Source organism: Microbulbifer mixtoriginis (SeqCode) (genome assembly GCF_052466865.1).
In genome coordinates, this window is the sequence record NZ_CP174293.1 from 4,719,174 (window position 1) to 4,745,927 (window position 26,754).

General features: G+C 54.2%; 20 protein-coding genes. 10 read left to right on the plus strand and 10 right to left on the minus strand.

The features are described 5' to 3' along the window. The first annotated feature begins 11 nt into the window (after positions 1–11). The gene (locus ACJJJA_RS21050) at positions 12–1,067 is read left to right on the plus strand and encodes a glycosyltransferase (RefSeq protein ID WP_444887374.1); all 1,056 of its coding nucleotides are present in this window, start codon (positions 12–14) and stop codon (positions 1,065–1,067) included. Between the two features lie 186 nt (positions 1,068–1,253). On the opposite strand, the gene ACJJJA_RS21055 is transcribed toward ACJJJA_RS21050, so the two are convergent. From ACJJJA_RS21055 to ACJJJA_RS21070, 4 genes are read right to left on the minus strand one after another with little or no spacing between them, the layout of a single operon-like run. Continuing rightward, positions 1,254–1,802 (minus strand): DUF4136 domain-containing protein, encoded by a 549-nt coding sequence (locus tag ACJJJA_RS21055; protein WP_252083548.1) that lies wholly within the window; start codon positions 1,800–1,802, stop codon positions 1,254–1,256. A gap of 21 nt (positions 1,803–1,823) precedes the next feature. After that, positions 1,824–4,208 (minus strand): PqiB family protein, encoded by a 2,385-nt coding sequence (locus tag ACJJJA_RS21060; protein WP_444882965.1) that lies wholly within the window; start codon positions 4,206–4,208, stop codon positions 1,824–1,826. Then, positions 4,201–4,881 (minus strand): paraquat-inducible protein A, encoded by a 681-nt coding sequence (locus ACJJJA_RS21065; protein WP_252083550.1) that lies wholly within the window; start codon positions 4,879–4,881, stop codon positions 4,201–4,203. Before ACJJJA_RS21065 ends, ACJJJA_RS21060 begins: the two co-directional genes overlap by 8 nt. After that, positions 4,878–5,528 (minus strand): paraquat-inducible protein A, encoded by a 651-nt coding sequence (locus ACJJJA_RS21070; protein WP_252083551.1) that lies wholly within the window; start codon positions 5,526–5,528, stop codon positions 4,878–4,880. Before ACJJJA_RS21070 ends, ACJJJA_RS21065 begins: the two co-directional genes overlap by 4 nt. Positions 5,529–5,883: 355 nt before the next feature. Here ACJJJA_RS21070 and ACJJJA_RS21075 point away from each other — a divergent pair, with 355 nt between their 5' ends. After that, complete coding sequence (locus tag ACJJJA_RS21075) at positions 5,884–7,410, plus strand: TolC family outer membrane protein (RefSeq protein ID WP_444887375.1); 1,527 nt, start codon at positions 5,884–5,886, stop codon at positions 7,408–7,410. A 49-nt stretch (positions 7,411–7,459) separates the two neighbouring features. On the opposite strand, the gene waaA is transcribed toward ACJJJA_RS21075, so the two are convergent. Further along, positions 7,460–8,758, minus strand: a complete 1,299-nt coding sequence (waaA, locus tag ACJJJA_RS21080) for a lipid IV(A) 3-deoxy-D-manno-octulosonic acid transferase (RefSeq protein WP_444905269.1) — start codon at positions 8,756–8,758, stop codon at positions 7,460–7,462. A 174-nt stretch (positions 8,759–8,932) separates the two neighbouring features. Between waaA and ACJJJA_RS21085 the strand changes: the two genes are divergently transcribed. Both ACJJJA_RS21085 and ACJJJA_RS21090 read left to right on the plus strand, forming a co-directional pair. Then, positions 8,933–10,051 carry a glycosyltransferase family 4 protein gene (locus ACJJJA_RS21085; protein ID WP_444888951.1) on the plus strand — a complete coding sequence of 373 codons (1,119 nt, stop codon included), beginning with the start codon at positions 8,933–8,935 and terminating at the stop codon, positions 10,049–10,051. Beyond that, a complete protein-coding gene (locus ACJJJA_RS21090) occupies positions 10,048–10,713 on the plus strand; it encodes a YrbL family protein (RefSeq protein WP_444887377.1) in 666 nt (221 codons plus the stop codon). The genes ACJJJA_RS21085 and ACJJJA_RS21090 overlap by 4 nt, the downstream gene beginning before the upstream one ends. Here ACJJJA_RS21090 and ACJJJA_RS21095 read toward each other — a convergent pair. After that, the gene (locus ACJJJA_RS21095) at positions 10,710–11,600 is read right to left on the minus strand and encodes an ELM1/GtrOC1 family putative glycosyltransferase (RefSeq protein WP_444903298.1); all 891 of its coding nucleotides are present in this window, start codon (positions 11,598–11,600) and stop codon (positions 10,710–10,712) included. The two genes, ACJJJA_RS21090 and ACJJJA_RS21095, sit on opposite strands and share 4 nt — an antisense overlap. 177 nt (positions 11,601–11,777) lie before the next feature. Between ACJJJA_RS21095 and ACJJJA_RS21100 the strand changes: the two genes are divergently transcribed. Beyond that, the gene (locus tag ACJJJA_RS21100) at positions 11,778–13,109 is read left to right on the plus strand and encodes a UDP-glucose dehydrogenase family protein (protein ID WP_444882970.1); all 1,332 of its coding nucleotides are present in this window, start codon (positions 11,778–11,780) and stop codon (positions 13,107–13,109) included. 44 nt (positions 13,110–13,153) lie between these two features. On the opposite strand, the gene ACJJJA_RS21105 is transcribed toward ACJJJA_RS21100, so the two are convergent. The 4 genes from ACJJJA_RS21105 to tfpB form a co-directional block, all read right to left on the minus strand. Beyond that, positions 13,154–14,527, minus strand: a complete 1,374-nt coding sequence (locus ACJJJA_RS21105; RefSeq protein ID WP_444903299.1) for an O-antigen ligase family protein — start codon at positions 14,525–14,527, stop codon at positions 13,154–13,156. Between the two features lie 266 nt (positions 14,528–14,793). Continuing rightward, the gene (locus ACJJJA_RS21110; protein WP_444899651.1) at positions 14,794–15,756 is read right to left on the minus strand and encodes a branched-chain amino acid transaminase; all 963 of its coding nucleotides are present in this window, start codon (positions 15,754–15,756) and stop codon (positions 14,794–14,796) included. A 59-nt stretch (positions 15,757–15,815) separates the two neighbouring features. Further along, positions 15,816–18,659 (minus strand): bifunctional [glutamate--ammonia ligase]-adenylyl-L-tyrosine phosphorylase/[glutamate--ammonia-ligase] adenylyltransferase, encoded by a 2,844-nt coding sequence (gene glnE, locus ACJJJA_RS21115; RefSeq protein ID WP_444903300.1) that lies wholly within the window; start codon positions 18,657–18,659, stop codon positions 15,816–15,818. A gap of 98 nt (positions 18,660–18,757) precedes the next feature. Next, the gene (tfpB, locus tag ACJJJA_RS21120) at positions 18,758–20,533 is read right to left on the minus strand and encodes a type IV pilus assembly ATPase TfpB (RefSeq protein ID WP_444903301.1); all 1,776 of its coding nucleotides are present in this window, start codon (positions 20,531–20,533) and stop codon (positions 18,758–18,760) included. A 144-nt stretch (positions 20,534–20,677) separates the two neighbouring features. Between tfpB and ACJJJA_RS21125 the strand changes: the two genes are divergently transcribed. From ACJJJA_RS21125 to argE, 5 genes are all read left to right on the plus strand, one after another. Continuing rightward, positions 20,678–21,355, plus strand: a complete 678-nt coding sequence (locus ACJJJA_RS21125) for a TIGR00153 family protein (RefSeq protein WP_444887384.1) — start codon at positions 20,678–20,680, stop codon at positions 21,353–21,355. A 10-nt stretch (positions 21,356–21,365) separates the two neighbouring features. Next, a complete protein-coding gene (locus ACJJJA_RS21130) occupies positions 21,366–22,640 on the plus strand; it encodes an inorganic phosphate transporter (RefSeq protein ID WP_252083562.1) in 1,275 nt (424 codons plus the stop codon). A 208-nt stretch (positions 22,641–22,848) separates the two neighbouring features. Next, positions 22,849–24,549, plus strand: coding sequence for a thiamine pyrophosphate-binding protein (locus ACJJJA_RS21135; protein ID WP_444903302.1), 1,701 nt, complete (start codon positions 22,849–22,851; stop codon positions 24,547–24,549). 177 nt (positions 24,550–24,726) lie between these two features. Beyond that, complete coding sequence (locus tag ACJJJA_RS21140; protein WP_444903303.1) at positions 24,727–25,605, plus strand: carboxylate/amino acid/amine transporter; 879 nt, start codon at positions 24,727–24,729, stop codon at positions 25,603–25,605. Continuing rightward, complete coding sequence (gene argE, locus ACJJJA_RS21145; protein ID WP_444887387.1) at positions 25,583–26,746, plus strand: acetylornithine deacetylase; 1,164 nt, start codon at positions 25,583–25,585, stop codon at positions 26,744–26,746. Before ACJJJA_RS21140 ends, argE begins: the two co-directional genes overlap by 23 nt. The last annotated feature ends 8 nt before the right edge of the window (positions 26,747–26,754 follow it).

The following is a 26,754-nucleotide window of genomic DNA, read 5'->3' on the forward strand; positions in this document are numbered from 1 at the left end:
ACGTTGGATTTATGAGTAACAAGCCAATTCGAGTGGCGCAGGTCCTCGCCGGTGCCGAGCACGGCGGTGCGGAAAATTTTTTCGTGCGCCTGGTGAGCGGTTTGAACCCGCGCACTGAGATTAATGAGAAAGCCTTTATCCGCAACCACGATCACCGTGTGCAAGCGCTGCGTAACAATGGGGTTGAAACCGAAGGTTTTAAGTTTGGTGGCAAACTGGATTTTCTAGGCCGCAGAGTTTATCGCGAGGCACTGAATAACTGGCAGCCGGACATCGTTATGACCTGGATGGGGCGTGCCACTATTATCACTCCCAACTCAAAAAACTATCTACTGGTCAGCCGGCTCGGCCATTACTACAACCTGAAGTACTATCGGCACGCGGATTATTGGATCGGTATCAGCAAGGGTATTTGCCAGCATATGGTTGATGGTGGTATTCCCAGGGAGAGGATTTTTCATATCCCCAATTTTGCCGATGAAACTCCGGTAGAACCGCTACCACGCAACAGTTTCGATACGCCGGAAGACAAGCCCCTCATCCTCGCTGCGGGCCGCCTGCACGTCAACAAAGGTTTTGATGTCCTGCTGCACTCTCTAGCGCAAATACCCAATGCTACCCTGTGGCTCGCCGGTGCAGGTCCAGAAGAGGCCAACCTGAAAGCCCTATGCCATAAACTCGGCCTGGACCAACGCGTACGCTTCCTCGGTTGGCGCAACGACGTTACCACCCTGATGCGCACCGCAGATTTGTTCGTATGCCCGTCACGGCACGAAGGGCTGGGTTCAATTGTGATGGAGTCATGGGCACACCGCTGCCCCATTGTCGCCACCAATTCCCAAGGCCCGGGGGAAGTCATCAGCGATGGTCATAGCGGCCTGATCACTCCTATCGATGATGCTGATGCCCTGGCCAAAGCCATCCGCTCCGTGCTGGATAATCCAGAGTTGCGCCAGAGCCTGATCGAGAATGCTGCGGAAGTGTATGCGAATGGCTACTCGAAGCAGTTTATCGTGGACTCCTACATTGAGCTCTACAACACCCTGATGCAACGTGGGCGCCCCTAGCCCTTAGCAAAAATTGCAGACTGCCTTCAAAGTATTTTTTGCAGCCCTGCCTGTGCGGACCGTAAAAAAACAGGCCAGTAAAAAATAGTAACTGGTAGTTTTCTGATATTTGAGGGGTTTCGCCGGCCAACGGCCGGCGATGAGGAGTCAGTTGGAGGGATTATAAAGAGCCGATAATTTTTCAGTTTACTGGTAGGCCTGAGGCAAATCCCTCAACAACTCATACACGCCCCGTGAGATCAGACGCTGGCGCTGCTCAATACTGTCTGGGCGAGTCAGGAGTTCACTGGCCCTGCCCCCCCAAATTATCGCGCCGTCGGGGCGACCAATCCCCACGCTCATAATCACTAGCGGAGCATCGGTGAGCGGCGGCAGCTCCACGACATCCTGGGGTGCATTGCTATCAAACTGCTTGTCCCAGCTTGGGTCTCGTGTATCGCCGGAAAAAAATTCATCAACCACAGCCACCTGATAATCCACGACCATATCTGCATTCTGGTCTTGAGCCACCTCTCGATAGCCGCGCTGCTGTAATTGCGCCGCCACTGAGTTGCGCATCTCCTCGTCTAGCTCTACCAATTGTGCTGAGGCATCCGCATCATTGAGTGGCGTCACTCCCCATTTATAGGTAGAAAAAGCCACCGGTTGAGCCCCCGTACTCACCCGCTCCACTTGCATTTCCTGGCACCCGGCCAAGAACAGCAGAGTCATTAATCCCATGGTTATATAACGCATAAATGCTCCTTACCTTGTTATTTATTTGACCGGTTCCGAATAATTATAAAGCTCTATTTTGGGGCTCCACTTATACCACTTGGGTTCCGCCCGTGGGTAGAGTGGAAAGTGGCTACCGGATTCCACTTCGAACCCCATAAATGGCGGCTCGGGCGTGGCGAAAGCAATGCCCCCTTTAATTAGAGCCTGAGCAGACTCAGTATTAACATTAAGACCACTTTTCAGCCCAAAATTCACATCCACACCACTGGCGTTCCAAAAAACCGTATGCTCACGCACCAACGGGCGATACTCTGGCTCGATGTGCACAAAGATATATACCCGGTCCGCCCACTCTCCCAGCTCAAAGCCAGTAACCTCCCCCACTTGCACCTGCCGATAATAAACGGGGCTGCCGGCCACCAGAGAACCGCGCCTGGCTGCATCGAGTATTACCGTCAGGCCGGGTCGACTCATAGTTTCGGCAAGATCCTCCTTCGGGGCCTGAAGCTCGGCGTAGAACTCTGTCTCCGGCGGCCCGCCGCCGGGCTCCAGGGCGAGGTAGCGGCCGGTAATCAGTGTGTCCAGGTGCGCGACTTTACTGATACCAATCTGCGGGGACACCACCCAGATACGAGTGCCGGCACGGGCAAAATTGCCACCGCGATGGTAGAGCTTTGCTCGTGCCTGAACTTCACCAAGATCCCTGCCGAGGCGCAAGCGGGTTATTTCTCCAATTTGCACACCTTTGTAACGCAACGGAGCCCCTTCCTTAAGCCCCTCAGCGCTGGGTAAATTAATACTGATTTCAATCCCCTCTTCCATCGCCGCTTCGCGACTGCGATACAGAGGAAACTGATCGCCATTTTGCGCAGGTCCACCCTTTTCGTACTCCCCACCCCGGATGCCAAAAGCAACACCACCACGCAACAAAGACATCAACGAATCCGCCTGTATTTTGATGCCACTGCTCAGGCTCGCACTAGCGCGCAATCCACTGATATTCCAAAAGCGGGCACCTGGCCTAACCAGGTGTGCATAGCGCGGTTCAATCACCACATACACTTCTACGCCTTCGCCATCTCTGCGCAATTCCATCCCCTGTACCTTGCCCACTTCGATTCGGCGAAAATATACGGGGGCACCGCGCTGCAGTGAGCCCGGGTTGCGGGAAGTGAGGCGTAAATGCAGTCCAGGGACCCTAGGGTCCATTTGTGGTGCCGAAGCGCGCGCGGAAAAAGTGCGCTGAGAACGCTTCCCCCGGCGCAGATCTACCTCGATACGGTTACCCTGAATTAATTCATTCAAGCCGCCGCTAAAATCAAAAGTGGGCGGCGCCAACCAGAAGCGAGTATTTTCACTGAGCAGGTCATCGGTCGCCGGGTCCATCAAGACACGCACTTCCATTCCATTCATACTCTTGTTGGCTTTAGCGCGACTAACCTCACCCACTTTGATGCCCTGGTAATACACCTTGGTACTACCGGGTGTCACATCGACACCTCGGTCAAAATTTAAAGTGACGGCAATGCCCGCATCTGCGGCAGCGAAGTTTTTATATAATTTAAATTCTGTGCCATTGACCGCCAATGGCGACTGGCGCTGGGATTCCGGCGTGTAAAAACTGACACCACCGGCAAAAAGAGCGGCGAGAGATTCCAGATTGATACTGATACCGCTGATCCCTCCTTCAATCGAAATCCCGGAACTATTCCAAAAGCGACTGCCACGATGTACCAAATAGCCGTACTCGCGCCGGATAAATAATTCGATACTGACTTCTCTGCCATTTTCGTCGAGACTGTAATCGGCCACCTGCCCCACACGTAACTGACGGTAGTACACCGGTGAGCCCCGGCTGAGGGAGCCGAGGCGGCGGGATTTCAGTACCACGCGTAAACCGTCGCCGCGTATAAATGCCGGTGGACGATCCAGAGCGACAAACTCCCGCTTACGCTTGCCACTGCCGGACTCCACCGCAATGTAATTACCCGATAGCAAAGTCTCCAATCCGCTGATACCGGTAATGGAGAGCTCCGGCTTCACCACCCAAAACTCGGTGCCCTCGACCAGCAGGTACTCGGCACTGCGGTTAAGACTGACTTCAGCCAAAACACCGTCGGCACCATTTAATTCTTTGGCATTGGGTACCAGCCGCACATCCTGCACTATGCCGATATCCACACCGGAATATTTCACCACCGTTTTGCCTTTCACCAGACCATCGCCGGAGTGAAACAGGATGCTCGCGTGCACATCTCCCTCAGCCATATCCTGGTAAAGTAACCAGGCGGCAATCAAACCCGCTACCAGGGGCAATATCCACACAAGCGGCAGGCCGCGACTCCTGCGCACTTGTCCCCGCTGAGGACCTTCATAGGCGCTGGGTTCTATGGTGTCATTATCCACTGGCGTATTGTCAGCCATTCTCCGCCGCACTCCTGTGAGCCGTTTCCGGCTCTACTGCGGTTGCATACAGATCGCCATCATGGGCATCCCATATTAGGCGCGGATCGAAAGAACGCGCCGCCATCATGGTGACCACCACCACCGAGGCAAAAGCGGTACTGCCCGGCCCTGCTTCCACTCGGGCGATAAATCCCATGTCCACCAGCGCCGCAAGAATAGAAATCATAAACAGGTCCAGCAGCGACCAACGCCCGATTCCGGAAACCACCCGATATATTTTCATTGCCTGAGAGGGCACAAAATGCAATCGCAATTGGATCTGTACCAAGAGCAGTACCAATCCCAGTAGCTTCATTACCGGCACGGCGATACTGGCCACAAAGACAATGAGAGCGATGCCCCACATACCGCTGTTATACAGTTGCATAACACCGCTGATAATTGTGCTGGGTTCACCGGCGCCAAGGTAAACAACACTCATAATCGGCAGGATATTTGCTGGTAGTAACAACAAGGCACCGGTGATTGTCAGTGCCCAGGTAAGCATCAAACTGCCATCAATGCGTCCATAGACACTCGCACCACAACGAGGGCAGCGGCAGCGCCCTCCCCGGGCCGGTAAAATAATCAGCTGGTGACAGCTCAAACAGCTGCTCATTCCATTTTGGAGGGCTTTCTGCGGGGCACTCATGTGGCCGCCTCACGCAGGACACGCCGCAGCGCAATTCGCTGCCAAATGGCATTTTGGTCGAAACTAAGAGAGGAGAGGTTTGCCACTAACATCATGGCACCAAAGCAGTAGAGCCCAGGCTCCACATCCATTTTGCCCAGGTCTCTCAATTTAATTAATGCCACCAGAATACCCAGCATATAGACATCCAGCATGCCCCACTCTTTGATGTGTTGATACCAGCGCACGGCAAAGGCAACCGCGCGATCCAAAAGTCTCCAGGCACTGCCACAGCAAATAAATAACAACAACAGAAATTTGCCCAGGGGCGCCAGCACGCTGCAAAATAAAACCAGAGACGCCAGCCAGATAAATCCTGCTTTGTATAGAGAGTGAACCCCGTTCAATAGGGTATTATCGGCACCAAAAGAGAAAATTGAGAATTTGAGTAATGGCAGGCTGGCAGAGGGAATAAATAACAACAGCCCGGTGAGACTCAGGGCAATAGTGTAATAGACACTGTGATTACTATTGCGGTGCAACGTGCAGCGACACCGGGGACAAACCAGCTTTTGACCGGGCGGTGCCACACTGCCGGTCAATAACAGGTCGCACTCGTGGCAGGCACGCTGCCAGGGTATTGGCTCTTTGATGCGCAGCTGATCCATGTGCCAGAGGTCCTTGCCTTATTCTGCACAATTTTTGCCGCATCCAAATACTTCCATGGCGCGTCTATTGCAATGTAGGGGCATTGCCCTATTCAATGCTGCCCTGATACTGCCAGGCAGATACCGGTAAACGCACATTCGCGTCGGTTTAACGAAGATATACCAAAAAGCCGAAAGCGTCGCCTCGACGCTTAGACTGGCCGCGGGTACACTCTCGCGACTGCTAATTGGGGAGACTGGCAGCAACATCGGACCATGCGAGCCAAGGGAACCCACCGAGAACCAAAACTCGAGTGCCGCTCCAGAGAACTGACAGAAGCTTGAAGACCGCACCCGCCACAGGAAGTTGAAACAGATGAAAAGAAGTAACCGCAAAGCGCCGAAAGGCCGCCAGTTGCGTCCACTGAAGAAACTAATCGCCGCCACCCTGCTGGGCTTCGGCGCCATGCAGGCCCAGGCCGACACCCTGTGGGATATTTATATGCAGGCGCTGGATAACGATCCCCAGCTGGCTGCAGACCGCGCCGCCTACCATGCTGGAATTGAGGCAAAAAATCAGCTGCGTGCGCCCTTGTTGCCGCAGGTGAATGCACAGATCCAGGCGGCAAGAAATCACGAGTTCAGGCAATTTGGAAATTCAGAACCTGTTGATGAAAACGACGACAACAATCTTGAATTGGTCGATTTCCTCCAACGGGATACAGGTACTTTTGACGACAGAACATATAATGCGAGCCTTAGCCAGGCGATATTTGATGCCCCCGCCTGGTTTGGCTATCAGCAAGGTAAGAAACTAACCGAACAGGCTACGGCAGAGTACAGCGCCAACCAGCAGGATATGATGATCCGCGTAGCCACTGCCTACTTCGATGTATTGCGCGCCTATGATGTACTGGAAGCGGCCGTCTCTGAAGAAAAAGCTCTGGCAAAGCAGCTGGAACAAACCCAGCAGCGTTTCGAGGTGGGGCTGACGGCAATCACCGACGTCTATGATTCCCAAGCGGCTTTCGATAGCTCGGTTGCCCGCCGCTTAACGGAACAGGATAACTTACTCTCTTCCTTTGACGCCCTCTCGGTACTGACCGGTGGCTATCACGATGAGGTAGCCCCTTTGATAGAGAGCTTTCAGGTAGCGCCGCCAGTACCGTCAGATCGAGCCGACTGGGTCGATTTCGCCCTGGCAAATAACTTTACCCTAAAAGCCGCAAGACTAAACGCCGAGGCAGCCCGCTACAATGCTCGCTCTGCCGCCAGCCAGCATCTGCCTACGCTTACAGGCTCTGTCTCGTACAATAAGTTCACCTCGGAAGGTGATCAAAGAACTAGATTTTTATTTGATGAACCTTTTAGGGAGCGGAATCGATCTACGGTATTTCCACGAGATCAGGATTTTCGCGATACTACCGCCGCGATTACCTTAGATATTCCCATTTACACCGGTGGCCTGATTAGCGCCAATCGCCGCGAGGCGCGCAACCTGTCCTTCCAGGCCCAGGATCTGCGCAACCTAACCGAGCGCAACACCATCCAGTCCACCCGTACCTTACACCGTGCGGTAGTGACCGATGTTTCCCGGGTGGCGGCGCGGCAACAGGCGGTGGTCTCCGCCAAGAGTGCACTGGATGCCACCCAGGCCGGCTATGAGGTGGGCACACGTAATATCGTCGATGTGTTATTGGCCCAACGGACCCTGTTCCAGTCTCAGACGGATTATGCCAACGCCCTCTACGACTACATCATCAACAGCCTGAACCTCAAGTTGGTGGCGGGGCTATTGTCGCCAAAGGATCTGCAAGAATTGGATAGTATGCTGAATCCAGCACACAATGTGTTCCGCGTAGGCGAGTCCAGTCCTCCCGGTACACCAGCGCCTTCTAAGTAAGCGCATATTTATCAGTAGTACCTCTATCAGTGAGTGGACTCTGATCCACTCACTGATCTTTCAAATCAGGCATCAGACTCTCAATTTCATCCAGCAGACGTCCTAAAGCGCCACTATTTTCCTGTGCCACCACTCTGGCATTCTGCCCTGCAGCCATACGTTGGCGATCATTTTTCAACCAAAGATCCAGCTGTTCAGCTATGCTCACTGCATCTTCGGCAATCACCATGCCGCCAGCGTCCTTTAGCAATTGGGCAACGGTGGAAAAGTTATGCAGGAAAGGCCCGCATACCACCGGGACCCCCCAGGCTGCTGGCTCAATCATATTGTGTCCGCCCACAGGAACCAGGCTGCCACCCACAAAGGCCATATCACTCGCGCCAAAGAAGCGCAGCAGCTCTCCCATCGTATCCCCCAGGAGTATTTGATCACAGACAGATGGCGCCCGCCCTTCACTGCGCCTAACCACCTGGAAGCCCCTTTCCTGACAGAGCCGTGCAACACTTTCAAAGCGCTGTGGGTGTCGGGGAACCAACACCAACAGCAAATTTTCACTGGTCTTTAGCAATGCCCGATAGGCATCCAGAATAATTTCATCCTCACCGGCATGGGTACTGGCAGCCAGCCACACCTTGCGCCCCTCAGATCCACGCCACTGGTGGGCCAGGGCCTGGGCCTCACTGACCAACCCTAAACCGATATCCAGATCGAACTTGATATTGCCACTGGCCAGCACCCGCGGCGCCGGCAAGCCCAACTCTACAAAGCGTTGAGCATCCACATCATACTGAGCGACGACCTTATCCAGATTTGCCAGCATTGATTGGGTAAATCTTGGAAACTTTCCATAGCCGCGCGCAGATTTCTCGCTGAGCCGGGCGTTGGCCAGCAGCGTCGGTATATTGCGCTTTCTGCAAAAGTGCAGGAGATTCGGCCACAATTCAGTTTCCACAATGACAAGCATATTCGGACGTAAAGCCTGCAGGAATGGCGTCAGACACTCTGGCAGGTCGTAAGGCAGGTAGTAATGCAGTAAACGGCCGCCAAGAATAGGGCGCAGCGCCTCAGTCACCCGCTCAGAACCTGTGGGGGTGCTCGTCGTCACCAGCCACTGCCACTGAGGGTAGCGAGCCGCCAGCTGGGTAATCACCGGTATCGCCGCCAGCGTTTCCCCCACAGACACTGAGTGCACCCAGAGTAAAGGCGCAGAACTAAGGCGCTTCGGCACTTTTCCCAGGCGCTCAGCCAGGCGCAGCCGATACTCGGGCTGGCTGCGGCCACGCCACCACAGACGCAGCAAAATAAGTGGCATCGCCGCTCGAAAAATAACGTTATACAGAACTCGCATCGACAAAAGTGCTTCACGGGGAGAAAACAAATACTGGTAAGGCGTACCACCAGCTGTACTGGTTCAGGCTTCACTGCATATAATGAGATCCCTGCCAGGAAGCCAAAACCTGGCCATCATATCATTGGCAGAACATTTTCTTCTTGGTCACTCGGAGCTGGTCACTTGAAAGTTGTGCAACTACTGCCCGCCTTAAACTCGGGCGGAGTTGAGCGGGGAACCCTGGATTTTGCCCGTGCACTGGTCCATGCCGGCCATGAATCCATTGTCATTTCCAGTGGCGGCCGTATGGTGGAGCAGCTACAGCATGAAGGCTCACAGCATATCACCCTGCCAATCCATAAAAAGTCCCTCACCAGCCTGCTACAAGTGCGCCCTTTGCGTAATCTGCTGCAGAAATTAAATGCAGATATCTTGCACGTTCGCTCCCGGGTGCCCGCCTGGCTTACTTACCTGGCCTGGAAAAAAATGCCCGTGGACAAACGTCCCCGGCTGCTGAGCACAGCGCACGGGCTCTACTCGACCAACCGCTACAGTGCGATCATGGCAAAAACCGAGCAGGTTATCGCTATCTCACAGTGCGTAAACGATTACCTGCTGGAGAACTACCCTAATGACCTACAGAGGCCCCCTCAGATTGTCTATCGCGGGGTCGATACCAAAGAGTTTCACCCCCAAATTTGTCTCCCAGCTGACTGGATGGAGCGGACTTGTAAGGAGTTTCCACAGCTCCAAGGGAAACGCTGGTTGTTATTGCCGGGACGCTTGACCCGCTGGAAAGGTCAGGAAGATTTTATTGAGCTAATTGCTAAACTCGTCCCCTTAGACCCCCATATTCATGGAGTAATCCTCGGTGGCAGCGAAGCGAATAAAGCCCATTACGAAGAAGAACTAAAAGAAAAAGTACGAAATCTGGGGATAGAGGATCGTGTCAGCTTTGTTGGGCATCGCTCTGATATTCGCTACTGGTACAAGCAGTCCGATTTGGTTTTCAATCTCTCACAACGCCCGGAGCCATTTGGCCGCACCGTTATCGAGGCCGCCGCAATAGGCACACCGATTATTGGTTATGATATCGGCGGCCCGGCTGAATCCCTGCAAGCCTGCTTCCCACGGGGACTGGTCAATAAAGGGGACCGACAAATGCTCCTCAAGAAGACCCTGGAGATACTAGACACTCCTCAACAAAGACCCCAGCTCACAGAAGCCTTTACCTTAGAGCGACAAGCCGCCCACACCATGGAAATCTATCGCACTATGCTTAACAACAATAAGAGAAATATGGCGCCATGATAGATTTGAACAATCGTGAACCCTTCGCCAGTGGAGGCAATCGCTTTTGCTATCAGCATCCGCAGGAGCCTCACTTGTGCGTCAAAGTGATGCGCCCTGGACGCACTCAAATACTATTGGATAGGGCCCCCTGGTATAAGCGTGGACGCGGCCTGGATAGCTTTGACGATAACTTACGTGAGCAGGAGGGCTATAGCCAAAGTGCCCTTCAACGGGGTAGCGCCGGACTGTGGCAGCACCTACCCCGCTGGTATGGAATCCAGCAGACCAGCCTCGGCCCCGCCGCAGTGACCGATATGATCTTAGATGAAAGCGGAACTCCGGCACCTACCCTACGCCAATATTTAAACAAACACGGCCTGGATGAAGAGGTGCGTATTGCACTACAAGAGTTTGCCAGTTGGCTCTTGGAATACGGTGTACTGACCAAAAACCTGATCGCGCACAACCTAGTCTTACGCCGAGAAAACGGGCGTTTGCAGATTTATCTTATCGATGGCCTGGGCTGCGCCTCGTTCCTGCCACTACCGAAATTTTCCAGTTTCTTTGCCAGGCGTTATATCCACCGCCGTATCCAACGTATGTGGTTGCGCGTGGAATGGGAAGTCTCCGACAAGAAGATACCCTGGCGAAAGTTTGAAGCCCGCGGCCTGAAAGGCTAATTGGCCAATAGCCCACAACGGCGCAATAGTGCCCTGGCACATAAAAGGTACTGATCCAGAGGCTGGCGAGGCGGCTGCGCTAACACTTCTTCCAGGTGTTCACTGACGACCCCCTGATCGATCAACCTCTGCACCGCAGCTCGGACCTTATTGGACTTATCCCGGCCGGGAACCCGAATTACCCCCACCCTCGCGCGGCTCTGTAAGGACTCAAACAGCATGGAAACACTATCTTCGCTCACCCAAATCTGCTCAGTCGTGGCCATCTGCTCCTGAATCCAACCGGGAGGACATGAGCGCCAATCGATAAAGCGGGCATTGCCCTCGGACAAGGCTTCCAATGTACTCCCTGGCGTTCGGCGGCTATTGGAAATCTGCCAATCAAGAGGTTGTCTTATCAATGGCTCTATCTGTGCCCGGATAGCCTGAAGATCCCAGGAGTAGTGTTTACTCGGTCCACCGAGCAAAATTAACCCCTTTCCAGCCTGAGGACCAATATCGGGTAGAGGCTCCGTTAGGGCACCCTGGCTTAGGATAATGTTCTCCAGAGGTGGTGGCCGATCGTGCTCCGGCACAATCGCAAAATCAAACCAGCTAAAAGGTAGCTGCGGCAGATTTATCGACACTGCGCGACCACCGTAACGGCGGCGCGCGGCCAACATCGGCATACGGCTCTTGCGGCCGGTTCCAATTAGGAAATCCGGTTTAGGCAGCTGATCGAGTTGTTGTGCCCGCCCCATGAAAATGCGCGAAGCGCTCAACTCTGCAGGGATATCAAAACTCTGTACCTGCCCAGCAAAACTTTTACCCAGGCCACAAACCAGCGCCGCACTCTGTTTCTCATGCGCCCGGTTACCATCGAGAAAACGCCATACCTTCAGCTGCAAAGCCAATGAACCCCTGCCAGTAAAAGGCCGCAAGCATAGCTTATTGCCCACTTGTCGGCGAATATAAGAGCATGGGATATGCCAATTGCGCCCCAAGGCCTAGGGGCAATATCTGGTACACTAGCGCGCATATTTTTGGGCGGCAAAGCCCCTCCAGTGACAGGTAATGGGATACTCATGAATGTAACGGTATTTGGCAGCGGTTACGTCGGCTTGGTTCAGGCCGCAGTTTTGGCTGAAGTTGGCCACAATATTTTGTGCATTGATATCGATGAGAAGAAAGTCGAAGATCTGAAAAAAGGGATCATCCCCATCTATGAACCTGGCCTATCCCCGCTGATTGAGCGCAACTTAAAAAATAGAACGCTGAATTTCAGCACTGATGCATCACAGGGCGTAGAGCACGGGGAAGTCATCTTTATCGCCGTCGGAACCCCTCCTGACGAAGACGGCTCAGCCGACCTTCGCCATGTGCTGGCAGTGGCCGAATCTATCGCCACTTATATGAGCGAAACCAAGGTGATCGTCAATAAATCTACAGTCCCCGTGGGTACTGCAGATTTAGTTAGTAGGGCCATTGCTGATCGACTGGCTACACGTAATGCCGAAGATATCCCTTTCGAAGTCGTTTCAAATCCAGAATTCCTTAAAGAAGGCTCTGCAGTGAGCGATTGCATGCGACCAGATCGCATCATTATTGGTACTCGCAGCACCTCCGCAGAGAATGCACTGCGTCAGCTCTATGCGCCATTTAACCGAAACCATGAAAAAATCATCACCATGGATGTTCGCAGTGCGGAGCTGGCCAAATACGCAGCTAACTGCATGCTGGCCACCAAAATCAGTTTTATGAATGAGATGGCACAAATCGCCGATCATGTGGGCGCAGACATCGAGCAGGTACGCCAGGGTATTGGCTCTGACCCCCGCATTGGCTACCAGTTTATCTACGCCGGTATCGGTTACGGTGGTTCATGCTTTCCGAAAGATGTGAAAGCATTAATTTCTACAGCAACTCAAATGGGGGTATCCCCAGGTATTTTGAATGCTGTGGAGGAGCGTAACCAAACCCAGAAAAGCTACCTGCTACAAAAAATCACAGAGCATTTTGGCGAGGACCTGAAAGGAAAAACCTTTGCTTTGTGGGGGCTTGCCTTTAAACCCAATACCGATGACATGCGCGAAGCGCCCAGCCGTACCTTGATGGAACAACTCTGGCAGCTCGGTGCAAAGGTTCAAGCCTTTGATCCTCAGGCAATGGAGGAGTGCCAACGGATATACGGTGTGCGCGAAGACATGCAACTCTGTGGCACTAAGGAAGTTGCGTTGTCTGGGGCAGATGCCCTGATTATCGCTACCGAGTGGCAGCAATTTAAGGCCATTGATGCTAAGGCCGTTACCAAGGCGTTAACTAATCCGGTTATTTTTGATGGCCGTAACCTCTATGAACCCCAACACATGGCCGAGAGCGGCATGGACTATTATTGTGTGGGACGCCCGAAAGTATAAGTGCCCTACAAGGCATTGAGGGGCTTAGCCCCTCAGGTTCTCTCTTAGAGATTCCGGCCAGGTTCAGGCCTAAATTCACTCCTGCAGCGAAAAATATGGGTAGCAATACCAGCAACCACTATGCCAAAAATAAAATGGCCACTGGAGTAAAAAAGATAGGATTCAAAGCAATTCGCAATCAGCCAGAGAATCATAAAACCGATATAAAATAAGAAGAAGTCGCCAGGTAAAACACCCCTGCGCCAGCTTTTATAAGCCAATATGAATACCCAGCAGTTAAGGACTCCCCATACCAACGCGCCCAGAACTCCATAGTTCACCAGTAAATCAAGATAACTATTGTGTAGATGCCCAATAGTATTTTTGAACTCCGATGGCATACCTTGCAGATTTTGAATAACGAGACGTCGACCTTTACCGCCCCAGCCAAGCAATGGGCGCTCAGCTATCCAATTCATCGCAGCATGCCAACTATGGATCCTGACACCGATACTAGAATAGGGAATCGAATCAAGATTACCTGAAAGCAAAGCATCAACGGTGTTCCTCTCGAGCCCGAGGCGCTTGCTCACCACATCCCCAACTTTCACCCAAAGGGCGACCATGGCCACACCGATGACCGTCCCCCAAGCGATTAAACGCAACCAAACTCCCTTACCCTGCTGGCGAAGAACTATAAACACACAAACGATTAAGAGAGTGAAGAGAGATACGGCCAAAGCAAACCAAATCGCACGAGTCTGTGAATAAAGCACGGCCAGAGCACATATACCAACAGCAACAGCCCAGGCTAAGCTCGATATGGATAACAGTCCTGTATACCTAAATAAGCGACGAGAGAAAACGGCTAGGCCCAACAGTGCAACACCAAAAAGAATGGCGGTATGCTGGGCATTATGGAAACCAAATTCGACTCGCTGCCCCCTAGCTCCATCTATCCACTCAGCAAATCCCCCTCCCGCTACCCAGGGTGCCAAAAGCAGAGCAAGTAGTGCCGTCAACCAGAGAATTAAAGTATTGCGAGTACTGCCGCCCAACCAGCAGGCTATGGCAGCGAATACAAACCACTGCCCCAGGCGGTGGAATTTCGGGGAAGACTCGGCCCATTCTGGGTATGCCATTAACATACCAGCCCAGGACAACATCTGAACTAATAAAGCAGCAGCGAAGAACCATCCGACTGGTGAGTTGAGCCAGTTTCTTCCACGGGTAAAAAGTACCCAAAAAGTAAGAACAATAAATAGAGTTTTAGCGGTATCTGCAAAATCGCTCCCCAAAGGAAATAGTGCTGCATATAAAAGCAGCAGAGCGCCTCCTAGCATTTGCAAGTTTGTAGATACATCGATCAGCTCATTGCGCTGCCAAAATTGAGCAAAAATGCCTTTCCAATCCTTCGCAAAGTTTTTAATTGGTAACACCAATAACTCCCACAGCCCTTAATGACTTATTTACCAGCACCCCATTAAACAGGGGTAAAGATTGAATTCGCTATGCAACGCTTTCGATTCACACCAAGTCTGCAATGGGCAGACACCTATTGAGTACAGAGGGATAATTTACTTGAGCATTCTACGAGAACAACAGGCAGGGTACTACTTTCCCCTGGAGACTGGTCAGGGAAGGCACTTTAAAGTGCCCTCCACCTGAAATTGGGAGGATCTGAACTTAGCCCAAATCTGGTGAGTTAGGCTACAGCAATATGGCTTGTGTCATGAAGGCCGGTGTCATCTACATCACTCAGCCAACCCCGGTGCGCGGTACTGCGACCGTGTACTACATCAAAATAAAGTCCCTGCAAACGACCGGTGATTGGGCCGCGGCGACCACTGCCGATGGAGCGACCATCGAGCATACTGATAGGCAGCACCTCTGCGGCGGTACCCGTAAAAAAGGCCTCATCGGCGATATAAACCTCATCGCGTGTAATACGCTTCTCCACCAACCGGTAACCGCACTCCCTAGCCAACTCAATCACCGTATCCCGGGTAATGCCATCCAAGCAGGAGGTCAGCTCCGGGGTATAAATAATCCCATCCCTGACGATGAAAAAGTTTTCCCCACTGCCCTCGGCCACATAGCCCTCTGGATCAAGCAATAACGCCTCTTCGCAACCGTTGCGAATCGCCTCCTGCAGGGCCAGCATTGAGTTGATGTAATTACCGTTGGCCTTCGCCTTGCACATGCTGATGTTGACGTGGTGACGAGTATAAGAGGACGTATTGACCTTGATGCCACGCTCCAATGCCTCTGGGCTCATATAGCTGGGCCACTCCCAGGAGGCGACGATTACGTGGGTACTAAGCCCCTCTGCACGCAACCCCATCCCCTCAGAGCCGTAAAACACCATTGGGCGCAAATAGGCGTGCTGGAGATTATTTTCCCTGACTACAAGACGCTGAGCCTCATTCAGCTCATCCGCTTCATAGGGCATAGGGATATTCATGATCTTCGCGGAGCGAAATAAACGACGGGTATGATCCTGCAGGCGAAAGATACTGGCTCCGCGATCGGTTTCATAAGCGCGCACTCCCTCAAAAACACCCATGCCATAGTGCAGGGTATGGGTTAGGACGTGCACACGCGCATCGCGCCAGGGAACCAACTCACCGTCAAACCAGATAACGCCATCGCGGTCGGCAAAAGACATAGGGCAACTCCCACTAATCCTGAAAAACAGTTTAATCGGGCAGCAGGACCAAGCCGGTTTTAACCGAGTAATTGCTGCCAGTTTGTTAGAACGGTCTTTCTTTCCGCTGTGAAACGGTCATCGCTCACTGTCCCTGGCAGTTGTTGTAGTGCCAGGCGATGACCTTCAGATCGGTAGGCTTTGTAGGCGTCGATCAGATGCTCGACCTGTTTGGCCGGCATCAGGCCCGCGTCATTCAGACTTTCGAGAATGCGAATGTTATCGGTGTATCGCACGATCGAGGGCGCAGTTTGCGCCCAGGCCAGAGCAGCATATTGAACCAAAAATTCAATATCGACAATACCGCCCGGGCCGTGCTTGAGGTCGAAATTTTGATCATTGCTTTTATCCAGGTGAGAGCGCATTTTATCGCGCATCCCTACCACTTCCTCGCGCAATTTCCCCTCATTTCTGGGCTCGCAAAGCAATTTCAGGCGCAGGGCCTCAAAGTCCTTGCAGAGCTGTTCGCTACCCGCAACCGGGCGGGCGCGCACCAACGCTTGATGCTCCCAGGTCCAAGCACTCTCGCGCTGGTATTTTTCAAAGGCTTTCATTGAGGTGACCAACAGGCCCGAATTGCCCGAAGGGCGCAAACGGGTATCCACCTCATACAGCGGTCCGCTCAGGGTACGGGTTTGCAGGATATGAATCAGGCGCTGCGCAAGGCGGGTATAGAAGCGCAAATTGTCGATACTGGTTGCGCCGTCGGTAGCAAGCTGGGAGTCCGCATCGTGCACAAAAACAATATCCAAATCGGAGCCGTGGGATAATTCCAGCCCCCCAAGCTTACCGTAGGCGACAATGGCAAAGTGCATATCTTCAGCTGTGGCGCCGGCCGGCTGTCCATATTTATCCACCATTTGCGCCCAGGCTAGGCTGAGTGACTGCTGCAATATGCCTTCCGCCAGCCAGGTGAGAGAGTCGCTTACCTTCATCAGCGGTAATGCCCCGCTGACCTCTTGAGCGGCAATACGCAGACTCTGGCTCTGCTTGAAATAGCGCAGTGTTTCCATCTGCAGCTCCAGATCTGCTGGATCGACACGCAACAGTTCGCGGCGAAGCTCATCGGCAATATCTTCAGCCGTGGCCGGTGCCAGCAGGCGGCGAGAATCCAGTAGTTCATCCAACAGGATGGGGTGACGCGCCAGCTGCTCGGCGATTCGTGGGCTGGCACTGCACAGTTGTACCAGCTGGCTGAGTACTGGGGGGTTCTCATTGATAAGCACCAGGTAAGCGCTGCGGCGCAACACTGAGCGCACCAGGGGGAGTACCCGACCGAGCACCAACAATGGTCTTTCCTGCAAACTGGCTGCGGCCAGCAACAAGGGCATAAAGTGATCCAGGCGCTCACGCGAAGATGCTGGCAGTGCCACTACCATTGGAGAGTGATTGAGATCCCGCAGCAACTCCAGAGCCTCCGGCGCCGGACTGAAACCTGCATTCTCCAGGGTCTGCAGATTGATCTCTTCACTACTCTCATCGCCACAGCTACTCCACAATCCCTGCCACTCTTCCGCCACATGGGGCTCGGCAATCTCCTCCGGCGGTGCAATAACCGTGTCGAACTCTCGCTCCACCACATTGCGAACGGCAGCCAATTCCCTGGACAACTGATCCCAGTTGTCGCGACCTAGGGCGAATGCGAGCCGCTCGCGTTCTGCTGGGTCCTGCGGCAGCGCTTGGGTCTGCTGGTCTTTATAAGCCTGCAAGGCGTGCTCCACCCGACGCAGCAGCAGGTAGCAGTTGCCCAACTCATCGGCGACACCAGGTTCCACATGGCCGTCAGCTTCCAGCAAAGGCAGGATTGTTAACAAATTGCGCTCTCGCAACGCCGGCACACGTCCACCGCGGATCAACTGGAAAGCCTGCACGATAAACTCCAGTTCGCGAATACCTCCGCGCCCCAGCTTGATATTGTCAATCAACCCACGGGCGCGTACCTGTCGCTGAATCAGCGCTTTCATCTCGCGCAAGGCATCAATAGCACTGAAATCAATATAGCGACGGTAAGTGAATGGCCGCAACAGCTCCATCAACTCGGCGGCAACGCTTTGATCGCCGGCCACCGGACGCGCCTTGACCATGGCGTAACGCTCCCACTCGCGCCCCTGGGTCTGATAATAATCTTCCAGAGCGGCAAAATGGCTCACCAATGGGCCGCTGTCACCATAGGGGCGCAAGCGCATATCCACACGAAACACGAAGCCCTCCGCCGTGATGGCATCCAGGGATTTAATCAGACGCTGACCCAAGCGCTGGAAAAACTTCTGGTTTTCCACACATTGATCGCCATCGGTATGACCGGGGTCGGGATAGGCGAAGATCAGATCGATATCCGAGGAGAGATTCAGCTCGCGCGCGCCCAGCTTACCCATACCCAGCACCACCAAAGACTGAGCCCTCCCGCTTTTATCCCGGGGCTCACCATAACGCTGTGCCAGCTGGCGGTGGTGCCACTGCAAAGCCGTGCTAATAGCGAGCTCTGCCAGCTCGCTGAGACGCAGGCAGGCCCTGGGAATATCCCACTGGCCGGCAAAGTCTCGGAAAATAACCTCGGCGGTCGCTCGGTTGCGCAGCTGACGCAGGGCCAGATCTAAAGTTTCATCGCTATCAAAGCAAGGCAATTGCAGGCCCAGATCATCCTGTTGCAGTAGTTCCAAGAGGAAATCCGGTTGGCGGCAGCACTGTCGATAAAAGAACTCAGAACCGATAAAACTGCGTGCCAGTGCCAACCCAAGCGCTTTCTCTTGTAGCAACGCCTCTGCCTCAGCCGCCAATGCCGGGCCCGCCGCCTCGCGCCAGTCTTGCCACAGACTCTGCAGTTGCAGGCGCAGGGGTTCGGGGCAGATGGCGCTATCAATCATGGGAAATCGATCCTTATTTCCAAAAGTGGAATTCTGCAGGGGCAGCTCTCCCGCCCCACAATTTTTAAACTCAAACTACTTGGGGAATTTGGGCCCAATTAAAAAGCGATATCCGGAGGCGGTGCCACACGCAATACTTCCGCCACCGTAGTCAGGCCAGTAGCCACCTTCTTGGCCCCCGACAGACGCAGACTGTTCATACCCTCGCGCATAGCCTGGCGACGCAGCTGTTGTAGGTCGCAATCGGGGGTGACGATGGTCTGCACCGCTTCGCTAAACGGTAGGATTTCATAGATCCCCTGGCGGCCCTTGTAGCCAGTGTTACGACATTCCAGGCAGCCCTCGGGGGCATACACTTTTTCGGGTAGAGGCGCTTTCCATGGGCGAACCAGGGAATGCCAATCCGCCTCATTGATTGTGCCTTCACGTTTGCACGAAGGACAGAGAGTCCGCACCAGGCGCTGGGCCATAACACCGAGGATGGTGGACTTAAGCAGGTAGTGAGGCAATCCCAAATCTAACAGACGAGTAACCGCCGTGGGAGCATCGTTGGTGTGTAGAGTGGAGATCACCAAATGGCCGGTGAGCGCTGCCTGTACCGCCATCTGCGCGGTTTCCAGATCGCGAATCTCCCCCACCATGATGATATCCGGGTCCTGGCGCATCAGGGTACGGATGCCCGCGGCAAAATCGAAGCCGATAGAATGGTGGACCTGAGTCTGATTAAAACTCTCCTCCACCATCTCGATAGGATCTTCCACGGTAGAGACATTCACTGCACTGGTGGCGAGCTGCTTGAGGCCGGTATATAGGGTAGTGGTCTTACCCGAGCCGGTAGGGCCCGTAACCAGCACAATGCCGTTGGGCCGCGCCAGCATCGTCTGCCAGCGGGCCAAATCGGTGCCGGAGAGCCCCAGGTCACTGTAAGAGCGCGCCAGTACCTCGGGATCGAAAATACGCATCACCAGCTTCTCGCCAAAGGCGGTGGGCAGAGTGGAGAGGCGAAGCTCCACCTCGCTGCCATCGGGCCGTTTGGTTTTTATGCGGCCGTCCTGAGGTTTGCGCTTCTCCGCCACATTCATTCGTCCAAGGATTTTTAGACGACTGGTTACCGCCGCATTGACCTGATCGGGCAGTTCATGGATCGGATGAAGCACCCCATCGATACGAAAACGAATACGCCCCACCTGACGCCGCGGCTCGATGTGAATATCACTGGCGCGTTGATCGAAAGCGTGCTGTAACAACCAGTCGACGATATTAACGATATGCTGGTCATTGGCCTCCGGGTCTTTAAGGCTGCCCAACTCCAGCAGCTGCTCAAAATTATTCGCCGCAGAGGTACCCTGCAGTCCACTGGCGCCAGAAATGGAATTCGCCAGGGAGTAAAACTCCACACAGTAACGCTTGATATCTGCAGGGTCAGCCACCACCCGCCGCACCCGACGCCCACTGGTATGTTCCAGCTGCTCCTCCCAACCGTGGGTGAAAGGCTGGGCCGTGGCAACGGTTAACTCTTCTGCACCAGCCTCGACACACAAAATCTGGTGGCGCTTGGCGAACTGGAAACTCATTACCTCGGTTACCGCGCTCACATTCACTTTGAGCGGGTCGATATGATAGAGGGGGTGGTCTGCACACTCCGCCAGCCAGGCACTGAGTAGCTCGTCGCCCAGTAAAGTGCCTGGGCTCTTCTGGCTGGCCAGATCGCAGCTGGCGATATAGCTGAGCGGATGCATCTGTGCCTGCTCCGCAGTGCGCGGAGTACCCACAATACGGTTCGCATCCAGCCTGCTCACGTAGCCCTGGGCAACGAGGTCCTCCAGTAATCCACGCAAATCCAGCAACCTGTCCGCCGCTCTACTCTCTGTCATCGGCATGCCCCCTTATTCTCATATGACGACGCATTGTAGCCCTATCAATCGAAGCCGACAGTGCATCGTTAACGCACTAATACCGAAGTGGCTCCGATTGGGGTACCATGCCGCCGTTTCGCACCCTGAGCAATGGAGCTAACCATGGCCCTGTCGAATATTGCCAATTTGTTTGGCCGCTCACCGATCAAGCCGATCGAGAAGCATATGGCTACGGCCCACGAGGCTTCAGCCGACCTGATCCCCTTCTTCGACGCCCTCATCAAAGGCGACCTGAAAGAAGCGGAGCAGATTCAATTGCGTATCTCTGCAGCAGAGAATCGCGCCGATGACATCAAGAGAGACCTGCGTCTGCACCTGCCAGACAGCCTGTTTATGCCTGTCTCCCGCTCCGACCTGCTGGAGCTGCTGCACGCCCAAGACGAAGTGGCCAACACAGCGCAGGATATTGCCGGGCTGGCGGTCGGTAGAAAAATGCAGGTCCCTGAGAGTCTGCAGTCTCTGATGACCACTTTTGTAGAGAGCGCCGTGGCCACTTCCGCCCAGGCCCTGCGCGCGATCAATGAACTGGATGAGTTGCTGGAGAGCGGCTTTGCCGGGCGCGAGGTGACCATCGCCAAGCGTATGACCGAAGAGCTGGATGAACTGGAGCGTAAGTCGGATAAATTGGAAGTCGAAATTCGCGCCTCGCTGTTCACTATTGAAAAAGACCTACCACCGGTGGATGTGATGTTCCTCTACCGGGTAATTGAATGGATCGGCGAACTGGCCGATCGCGCCCACAGCGTGGGTAACCGTTTGCAGTTGTTGTTGGCACGTTAGGGGGTTCAACGTGGAAATTCTTAGTCAATATGGCCATATTCTGTTGATATTGGCCTGTGTCGCGGGCTTTTTTATGGCCTGGGGTGTTGGTGCCAACGATGTCGCCAACGCCATGGGCACTTCAGTCGGCTCGCGAGCACTGACTATCAAACAGGCGATTGTCATCGCCATGATTTTCGAGTTTGCGGGCGCCTATTTAGCCGGTGGTGAGGTAACCGCCACAATCCGCAAAGGCATTATCGATTCTGAAATCTTTGCCTCGCAGCCCGAACTGCTCGTCTACGGCATGTTGTCCGCCCTACTCGCCGCCGGCACCTGGCTACTGGTGGCCAGTATCCTCGGCTGGCCGGTATCCACCACCCACTCCATTGTCGGCGCTATTGTCGGTTTCTCCGCAGTGGGTATCTCCCCCGATGCGGTGGCCTGGGGCAAGGTGGGTAGCATTGTAGCGAGCTGGGTAGTCTCCCCGCTGCTGGCAGGTACTATTTCCTTCCTGCTGTTCCGCAGCGTGCAACGCCTGATCCTCGATACCGAGGATCCATTTGCCAACGCCAAGCGCTACATTCCTTTTTATATGTTCGCCGTGGGCTGGATGATCGCTATGGTGACCCTGACCAAGGGTCTGAAGCACGTTCTCAAAGACGCAGATATCAAGCTCAGTTTCCTGCAGGACGCCGGTATTGCCGCGATTGTAGGTCTGTTGGTCGCAGGCGTTGGCGTCACCATGCTCAAGCGTATCAAGCGTGACACCTCCATCGAAGCAGAAAACCGCTTTGCCAATGTGGAGCGTGTCTTCGCTATCCTGATGATTTTCACCGCCTGTGCCATGGCCTTCGCCCATGGTTCTAACGACGTGGCCAATGCCGTTGGTCCACTAGCGGCGGTAGTCAACACCATCCAAGTGGGTGCGGTAACCGCCAAGGCAACCATGCCTTCATGGATTCTGTTGCTTGGGGGCCTGGGTATTGTGGTGGGCCTGGCCACCTATGGCTTTAAAGTAATGGCGACTATTGGCCGTAAAATTACTGAGCTAACGCCCAGCCGCGGCTTTGCTGCAGAACTCGGCGCCGCTGCTACCGTGGTTATGGCCTCCGGCACCGGCCTGCCCATCTCCACCACCCATACCCTGGTGGGCGCGGTACTGGGTGTTGGCCTAGCCCGTGGCATCGGTGCGCTGAACCTGCGTATGATTACCACCATCGCCGCTTCCTGGGTAGTTACCCTGCCCGCTGGCGCTGGAATTGCAATCCTGTTCTTCTACTTCTTCAAGGGATTGTTTGGCTAATTGCGGCTGCGCAATATCCATCAAAAAGGGAAGCTCAGCTTCCCTTTTTTATTTCAAGCGAACCGCTCTTGTTCTGCTACCTGGCCAGAGCCCCCCCCTCATCGCCCCCTCATCACCCTCTCAGAAACTGAACTAAGCTGTCCCAGATCTATCCGAAACCGTCCCGCCCGCCGAGTAGCGATCACCGGCTGAGAATGAATATCGCCACATGACGACACGTGACACTACACATTGGACCGTTGGCACCTACCTGGCACAGCGCTTGAAGGATGTGGGTATTCGCCACTATTTTGCCCTGCCTGGCGATTACAATCTGGTATTGCTCGACCAGCTACTGCTGGAGCCAGACCTGAAGATGATCAGTTGCTGCAATGAGCTGAATGCAGGTTATGCCGCTGACGGCTACGCTCGGGCAACCCAGGGACCCGCCGCAGCCGTGGTCACATTTTCTGTTGGCGGGCTCAGCATGATCAACGCAGTCGCAGGGGCCTATGCGGAGGATCTCCCTCTGATTGCCATTTCCGGGGGTCCAAATACCAATTCGGAAGCCGAGTGGGAGTACCTGCACCACACTCTGGGCGAAGTGAGCTACAGCTATCAGCGCGAGATGTACTCTTACGTCACCGCCGAGACCGTAATCATCCACCACCCCAAACTGGCACCGGCCGCTATAGATCGCGCACTGGACACCGCCATGTTGCGGCGCAAACCAGTGTATATAGAGGTCGCCGCCAATGTCGCCAATGCCCCAACCTCGGCGCCAATTCCGCGCGGCTTTGCCCGACGCCCTACCAGCGATCCCGACTCCCTCGCCGCCGCTGTGAAGCATATCGTCGATTTCTTAAATGGTGCCGAGCGCCCGGTTTTAATTGCTGGCAGCAGGGTGCGTGCAGCCAGTGCGCAAAAAGCCCTGTGTGATCTGGCCCATAGCTGTAAATATGGTCTCGCCTCAATGCCCGATGCCAAGGGTCTACTTCCCGAGACCCTTGAGAGCTTTATGGGTATCTATTGGGGCCCTGTGAGCACCCCTGGATGCAGTGAGATTGTGGATACAGCAGATGCTCTATTATTTGCAGGTCCCCTGTTTACCGATTACACAACAACGGGCCATCAGCTGTGTTTTCAGGGTGATAAAGCCATCCTGGTGCAACCTACTTCTGTTCAACTGGGGGACACCTGCTACAGCAATGTGCATATGAGGGATCTGCTAAATGCCCTTGTAGGACAACTAAGTGCAAACGATGGGGCCTTGAAGGCCTACCACAGGGTGAGCAGCCCTAAACATATCCCCAAACCCGGTAAACCCGACACACCACTCACCACTAGACAACTGTTCGCACGAATACAGAAGCTGCTCGATCGCAAAAGTACCTTACTGGTGGAGACTGGGGACTCCTGGTTTAACGGTATGGAGCTTTCATTGCCCGAGGGAGCACAGTTTGAGATTCAGATGCAATATGGAAGCATCGGCTGGTCTGTGGGAGCCAGCCTCGGCTACGCCCTCGGAATGAGCAAAGGGCGCCTGATCTCCTGCATTGGCGACGGCTCCTTCCAGCTCACTGCCCAGGAAATATCCACCATGATTCGCTACGGGGTTAACCCGGTTATTTTCCTGATCAACAATGGTGGTTATACCATTGAGGTGGAGATCCACGATGGCCCCTATAACACGATTAAGAATTGGGATTACGCCAAGCTGATCGAGACTTTTAGTGCAGGGGAAGGCAACGCCTGGGGGTGTAGGGTCACCACCCAGGGCGAGCTGGATCAGGCAATCACTGAGGCCAAGAAGCGTAGTGGCCTGTGCCTGATCGAAGTGCTGATCGACCGCAACGACTGCAATGTAAACCTACTGCGTTGGGGCAACCAAGTTGCCCGCAATAACAGCCGGGCGCATCGTAGTATATGACAGCCATTCCAAACGGTGAGGGCGATGTTTTTGTCCCCCATTTTCGATTGAGCAAGCTTCATTGAACGCTACTCATCGCAGTAAGTGGCAACCCCTTCCATTTATTCTTCTCCCGCGCAATACTCACCAGCCACTAGCTATTTGCCGCATATCATCCGTTCCCGAGAAAGCATTCCCATGCCTTTATTGATCCTTGTCACCCTGCTCTGGGCCTTTTCTTTCAGCCTGATCGGAGTTTACCTCGCCGGTCAGGTCGACAGTTATTTCTCGGCGATGACTCGGGTTTTATTGGCCGCTCTGGTATTTCTGCCCCTGTTAAAGTGGCGACGCTCTAGTGCTCGCGACGCCATTGTTCTAATGGCCATTGGTGCCTTACAGCTGGGGGCCATGTACCTTTTTTACTATCAGTCATTCCTGCTGCTGAGTGTGCCTGAGGTGCTGCTGTTTACCATATTTACCCCTCTATACATTGCACTGCTTTATGATCTGATTGAGCGACGCCTATCACTGTGGAATTTGGCCATCGCAATGCTGGCAGTCTGCGGGGCGGCCATTATCCGCTGGGACTCCCCTAGTGGCGATTACTGGTTAGGCTTTGCCGTGGTTCAGGGGGCCAACCTGTGTTTTGCCGTCGGCCAGGTTGCTTACAAGCAATTTATGCAGCGGGATCAATCTCTCCCGCCCAGGCAGACATTTGGCTGGTTTTTTCTAGGTGCGGCAGTCATTACGGTATGCGCATGGGCTTTTTTGGGCGAGCCCAGGTATCCACAAACCCTAACCCAATGGGGAGTATTGTTGTGGCTCGGCCTTGTGGCCTCCGGCCTCGGTTATTTCCTCTGGAATAAGGGCGCCACCCTAGTCTCCGCGGCGACTCTCGCGGCTATGAACAATGCCCTGGTACCCGCCGGCCTACTGGTAAACCTGTTAATCTGGAACCGCGATGCGGATATTCCCAGACTCGCTCTGGGTGGATGCGCAATCGCACTGGCGGTTATCCTCAACGAGCGACGCAACAAAATAGGGGACAATTCCCATGGCGCCTATCGCAGTACCTGAGTTAAAGACCCAGCTTCGACAATTAATCGCCTGCCCCAGTGTCAGCGCCACCGATCCAGCGCTGGACATGGGCAACCGCCCGGTGGTGGAAAAACTCGCAGACTGGCTCGATACCCTAGGGTTCACCGTGGAATTGATGCCCCTGCCAGACAGCACGAATAAAGCCAACTTGATTGCCACCCTCGGCGCACATGAGGGCGCTGAAGGCGGCCTGATCCTTTCCGGACACACCGACACGGTTCCCTTCGACGATGGGCGCTGGCATTCAGACCCGTTCATCCTGCAGGAGCGCGACAATCGCCTCTATGGCTTGGGCACCAGTGATATGAAAAGCTTTTTCCCACTGGCCATCGAAGCCGCCCGTAGCTTTATCGATAAACCTCTGCGCCAGCCCCTGACCATTCTCGCTACCGCCGATGAAGAGACCTCAATGACCGGCGCCAGAGAGTTGGTCAAAGCAGGGCGACCGCAAGGACGCTACGCGGTAATTGGCGAGCCGACTGGCTTGCGCCCGGTTCGCATGCACAAGGGTGTGATGATGGAGGCCGTGCGTATCACGGGACAATCGGGGCACTCCTCCAATCCTAGCCTCGGTGCCAACGCCCTGGAGGCTATGCACTTGGTTATTGGGGAGTTATTACGTCTGCGCGGGGAGTGGCAGGAAAAGTACAATAACCCCGGATTTGTCGTCCCCGTACCTACCCTCAACCTTGGCTGCATCCACGGTGGTGACAACCCCAACCGAATTTGCGGCCATGCGGAATTACAGTTTGACGTACGCCCACTACCCGGTATGTCACTGCTGGAATTGCGCCGTGAGTTAAATACAAGGCTGCAGGCATGTATCGACAACAGTAGAATTCATCTCGATATGGTTTCTCTGTTTCCCGGTACCGAACCCTTCGAACAGGATCCTAATTCTGAGTTGGTCAAGGTTGCGGAAAAGCTCACCGGTTACAGCGCCCAGAGTGTCGCCTTCGGCACTGAAGCCCCCTACTTGAAGAGCATGAATATTGACACTATCGTGCTTGGCGCCGGTGATATAGATCAGGCTCACCAACCGGATGAATACCTGGAGCTCGATCGTATAGAGCCGATGGTAAAAATATTGCGCAACCTGATCGGACGCTTCTGCCTCTAAACCATTCA

What these genes read in the sequence shown, in the direction of transcription:
- ACJJJA_RS21050 (WP_444887374.1), top strand. Translation starts at nt 12, where the DNA reads ATGAGTAACAAGCCAATTCGAGTGGCGCAGGTCCTCGCCGGTGCCGAG.
- ACJJJA_RS21055 (WP_252083548.1), bottom strand. Translation starts at nt 1,802, where the DNA reads ATGCGTTATATAACCATGGGATTAATGACTCTGCTGTTCTTGGCCGGG.
- ACJJJA_RS21060 (WP_444882965.1), bottom strand. Translation starts at nt 4,208, where the DNA reads ATGGCTGACAATACGCCAGTGGATAATGACACCATAGAACCCAGCGCC.
- ACJJJA_RS21065 (WP_252083550.1), bottom strand. Translation starts at nt 4,881, where the DNA reads ATGAGTGCCCCGCAGAAAGCCCTCCAAAATGGAATGAGCAGCTGTTTG.
- ACJJJA_RS21070 (WP_252083551.1), bottom strand. Translation starts at nt 5,528, where the DNA reads ATGGATCAGCTGCGCATCAAAGAGCCAATACCCTGGCAGCGTGCCTGC.
- ACJJJA_RS21075 (WP_444887375.1), top strand. Translation starts at nt 5,884, where the DNA reads ATGAAAAGAAGTAACCGCAAAGCGCCGAAAGGCCGCCAGTTGCGTCCA.
- waaA (WP_444905269.1), bottom strand. Translation starts at nt 8,758, where the DNA reads ATGCGAGTTCTGTATAACGTTATTTTTCGAGCGGCGATGCCACTTATT.
- ACJJJA_RS21090 (WP_444887377.1), top strand. Translation starts at nt 10,048, where the DNA reads ATGATAGATTTGAACAATCGTGAACCCTTCGCCAGTGGAGGCAATCGC.
- ACJJJA_RS21100 (WP_444882970.1), top strand. Translation starts at nt 11,778, where the DNA reads ATGAATGTAACGGTATTTGGCAGCGGTTACGTCGGCTTGGTTCAGGCC.
- ACJJJA_RS21110 (WP_444899651.1), bottom strand. Translation starts at nt 15,756, where the DNA reads ATGTCTTTTGCCGACCGCGATGGCGTTATCTGGTTTGACGGTGAGTTG.
- glnE (WP_444903300.1), bottom strand. Translation starts at nt 18,659, where the DNA reads ATGATTGATAGCGCCATCTGCCCCGAACCCCTGCGCCTGCAACTGCAG.
- tfpB (WP_444903301.1), bottom strand. Translation starts at nt 20,533, where the DNA reads ATGACAGAGAGTAGAGCGGCGGACAGGTTGCTGGATTTGCGTGGATTA.
- ACJJJA_RS21125 (WP_444887384.1), top strand. Translation starts at nt 20,678, where the DNA reads ATGGCCCTGTCGAATATTGCCAATTTGTTTGGCCGCTCACCGATCAAG.
- ACJJJA_RS21135 (WP_444903302.1), top strand. Translation starts at nt 22,849, where the DNA reads ATGACGACACGTGACACTACACATTGGACCGTTGGCACCTACCTGGCA.
- ACJJJA_RS21140 (WP_444903303.1), top strand. Translation starts at nt 24,727, where the DNA reads ATGCCTTTATTGATCCTTGTCACCCTGCTCTGGGCCTTTTCTTTCAGC.
- argE (WP_444887387.1), top strand. Translation starts at nt 25,583, where the DNA reads ATGGCGCCTATCGCAGTACCTGAGTTAAAGACCCAGCTTCGACAATTA.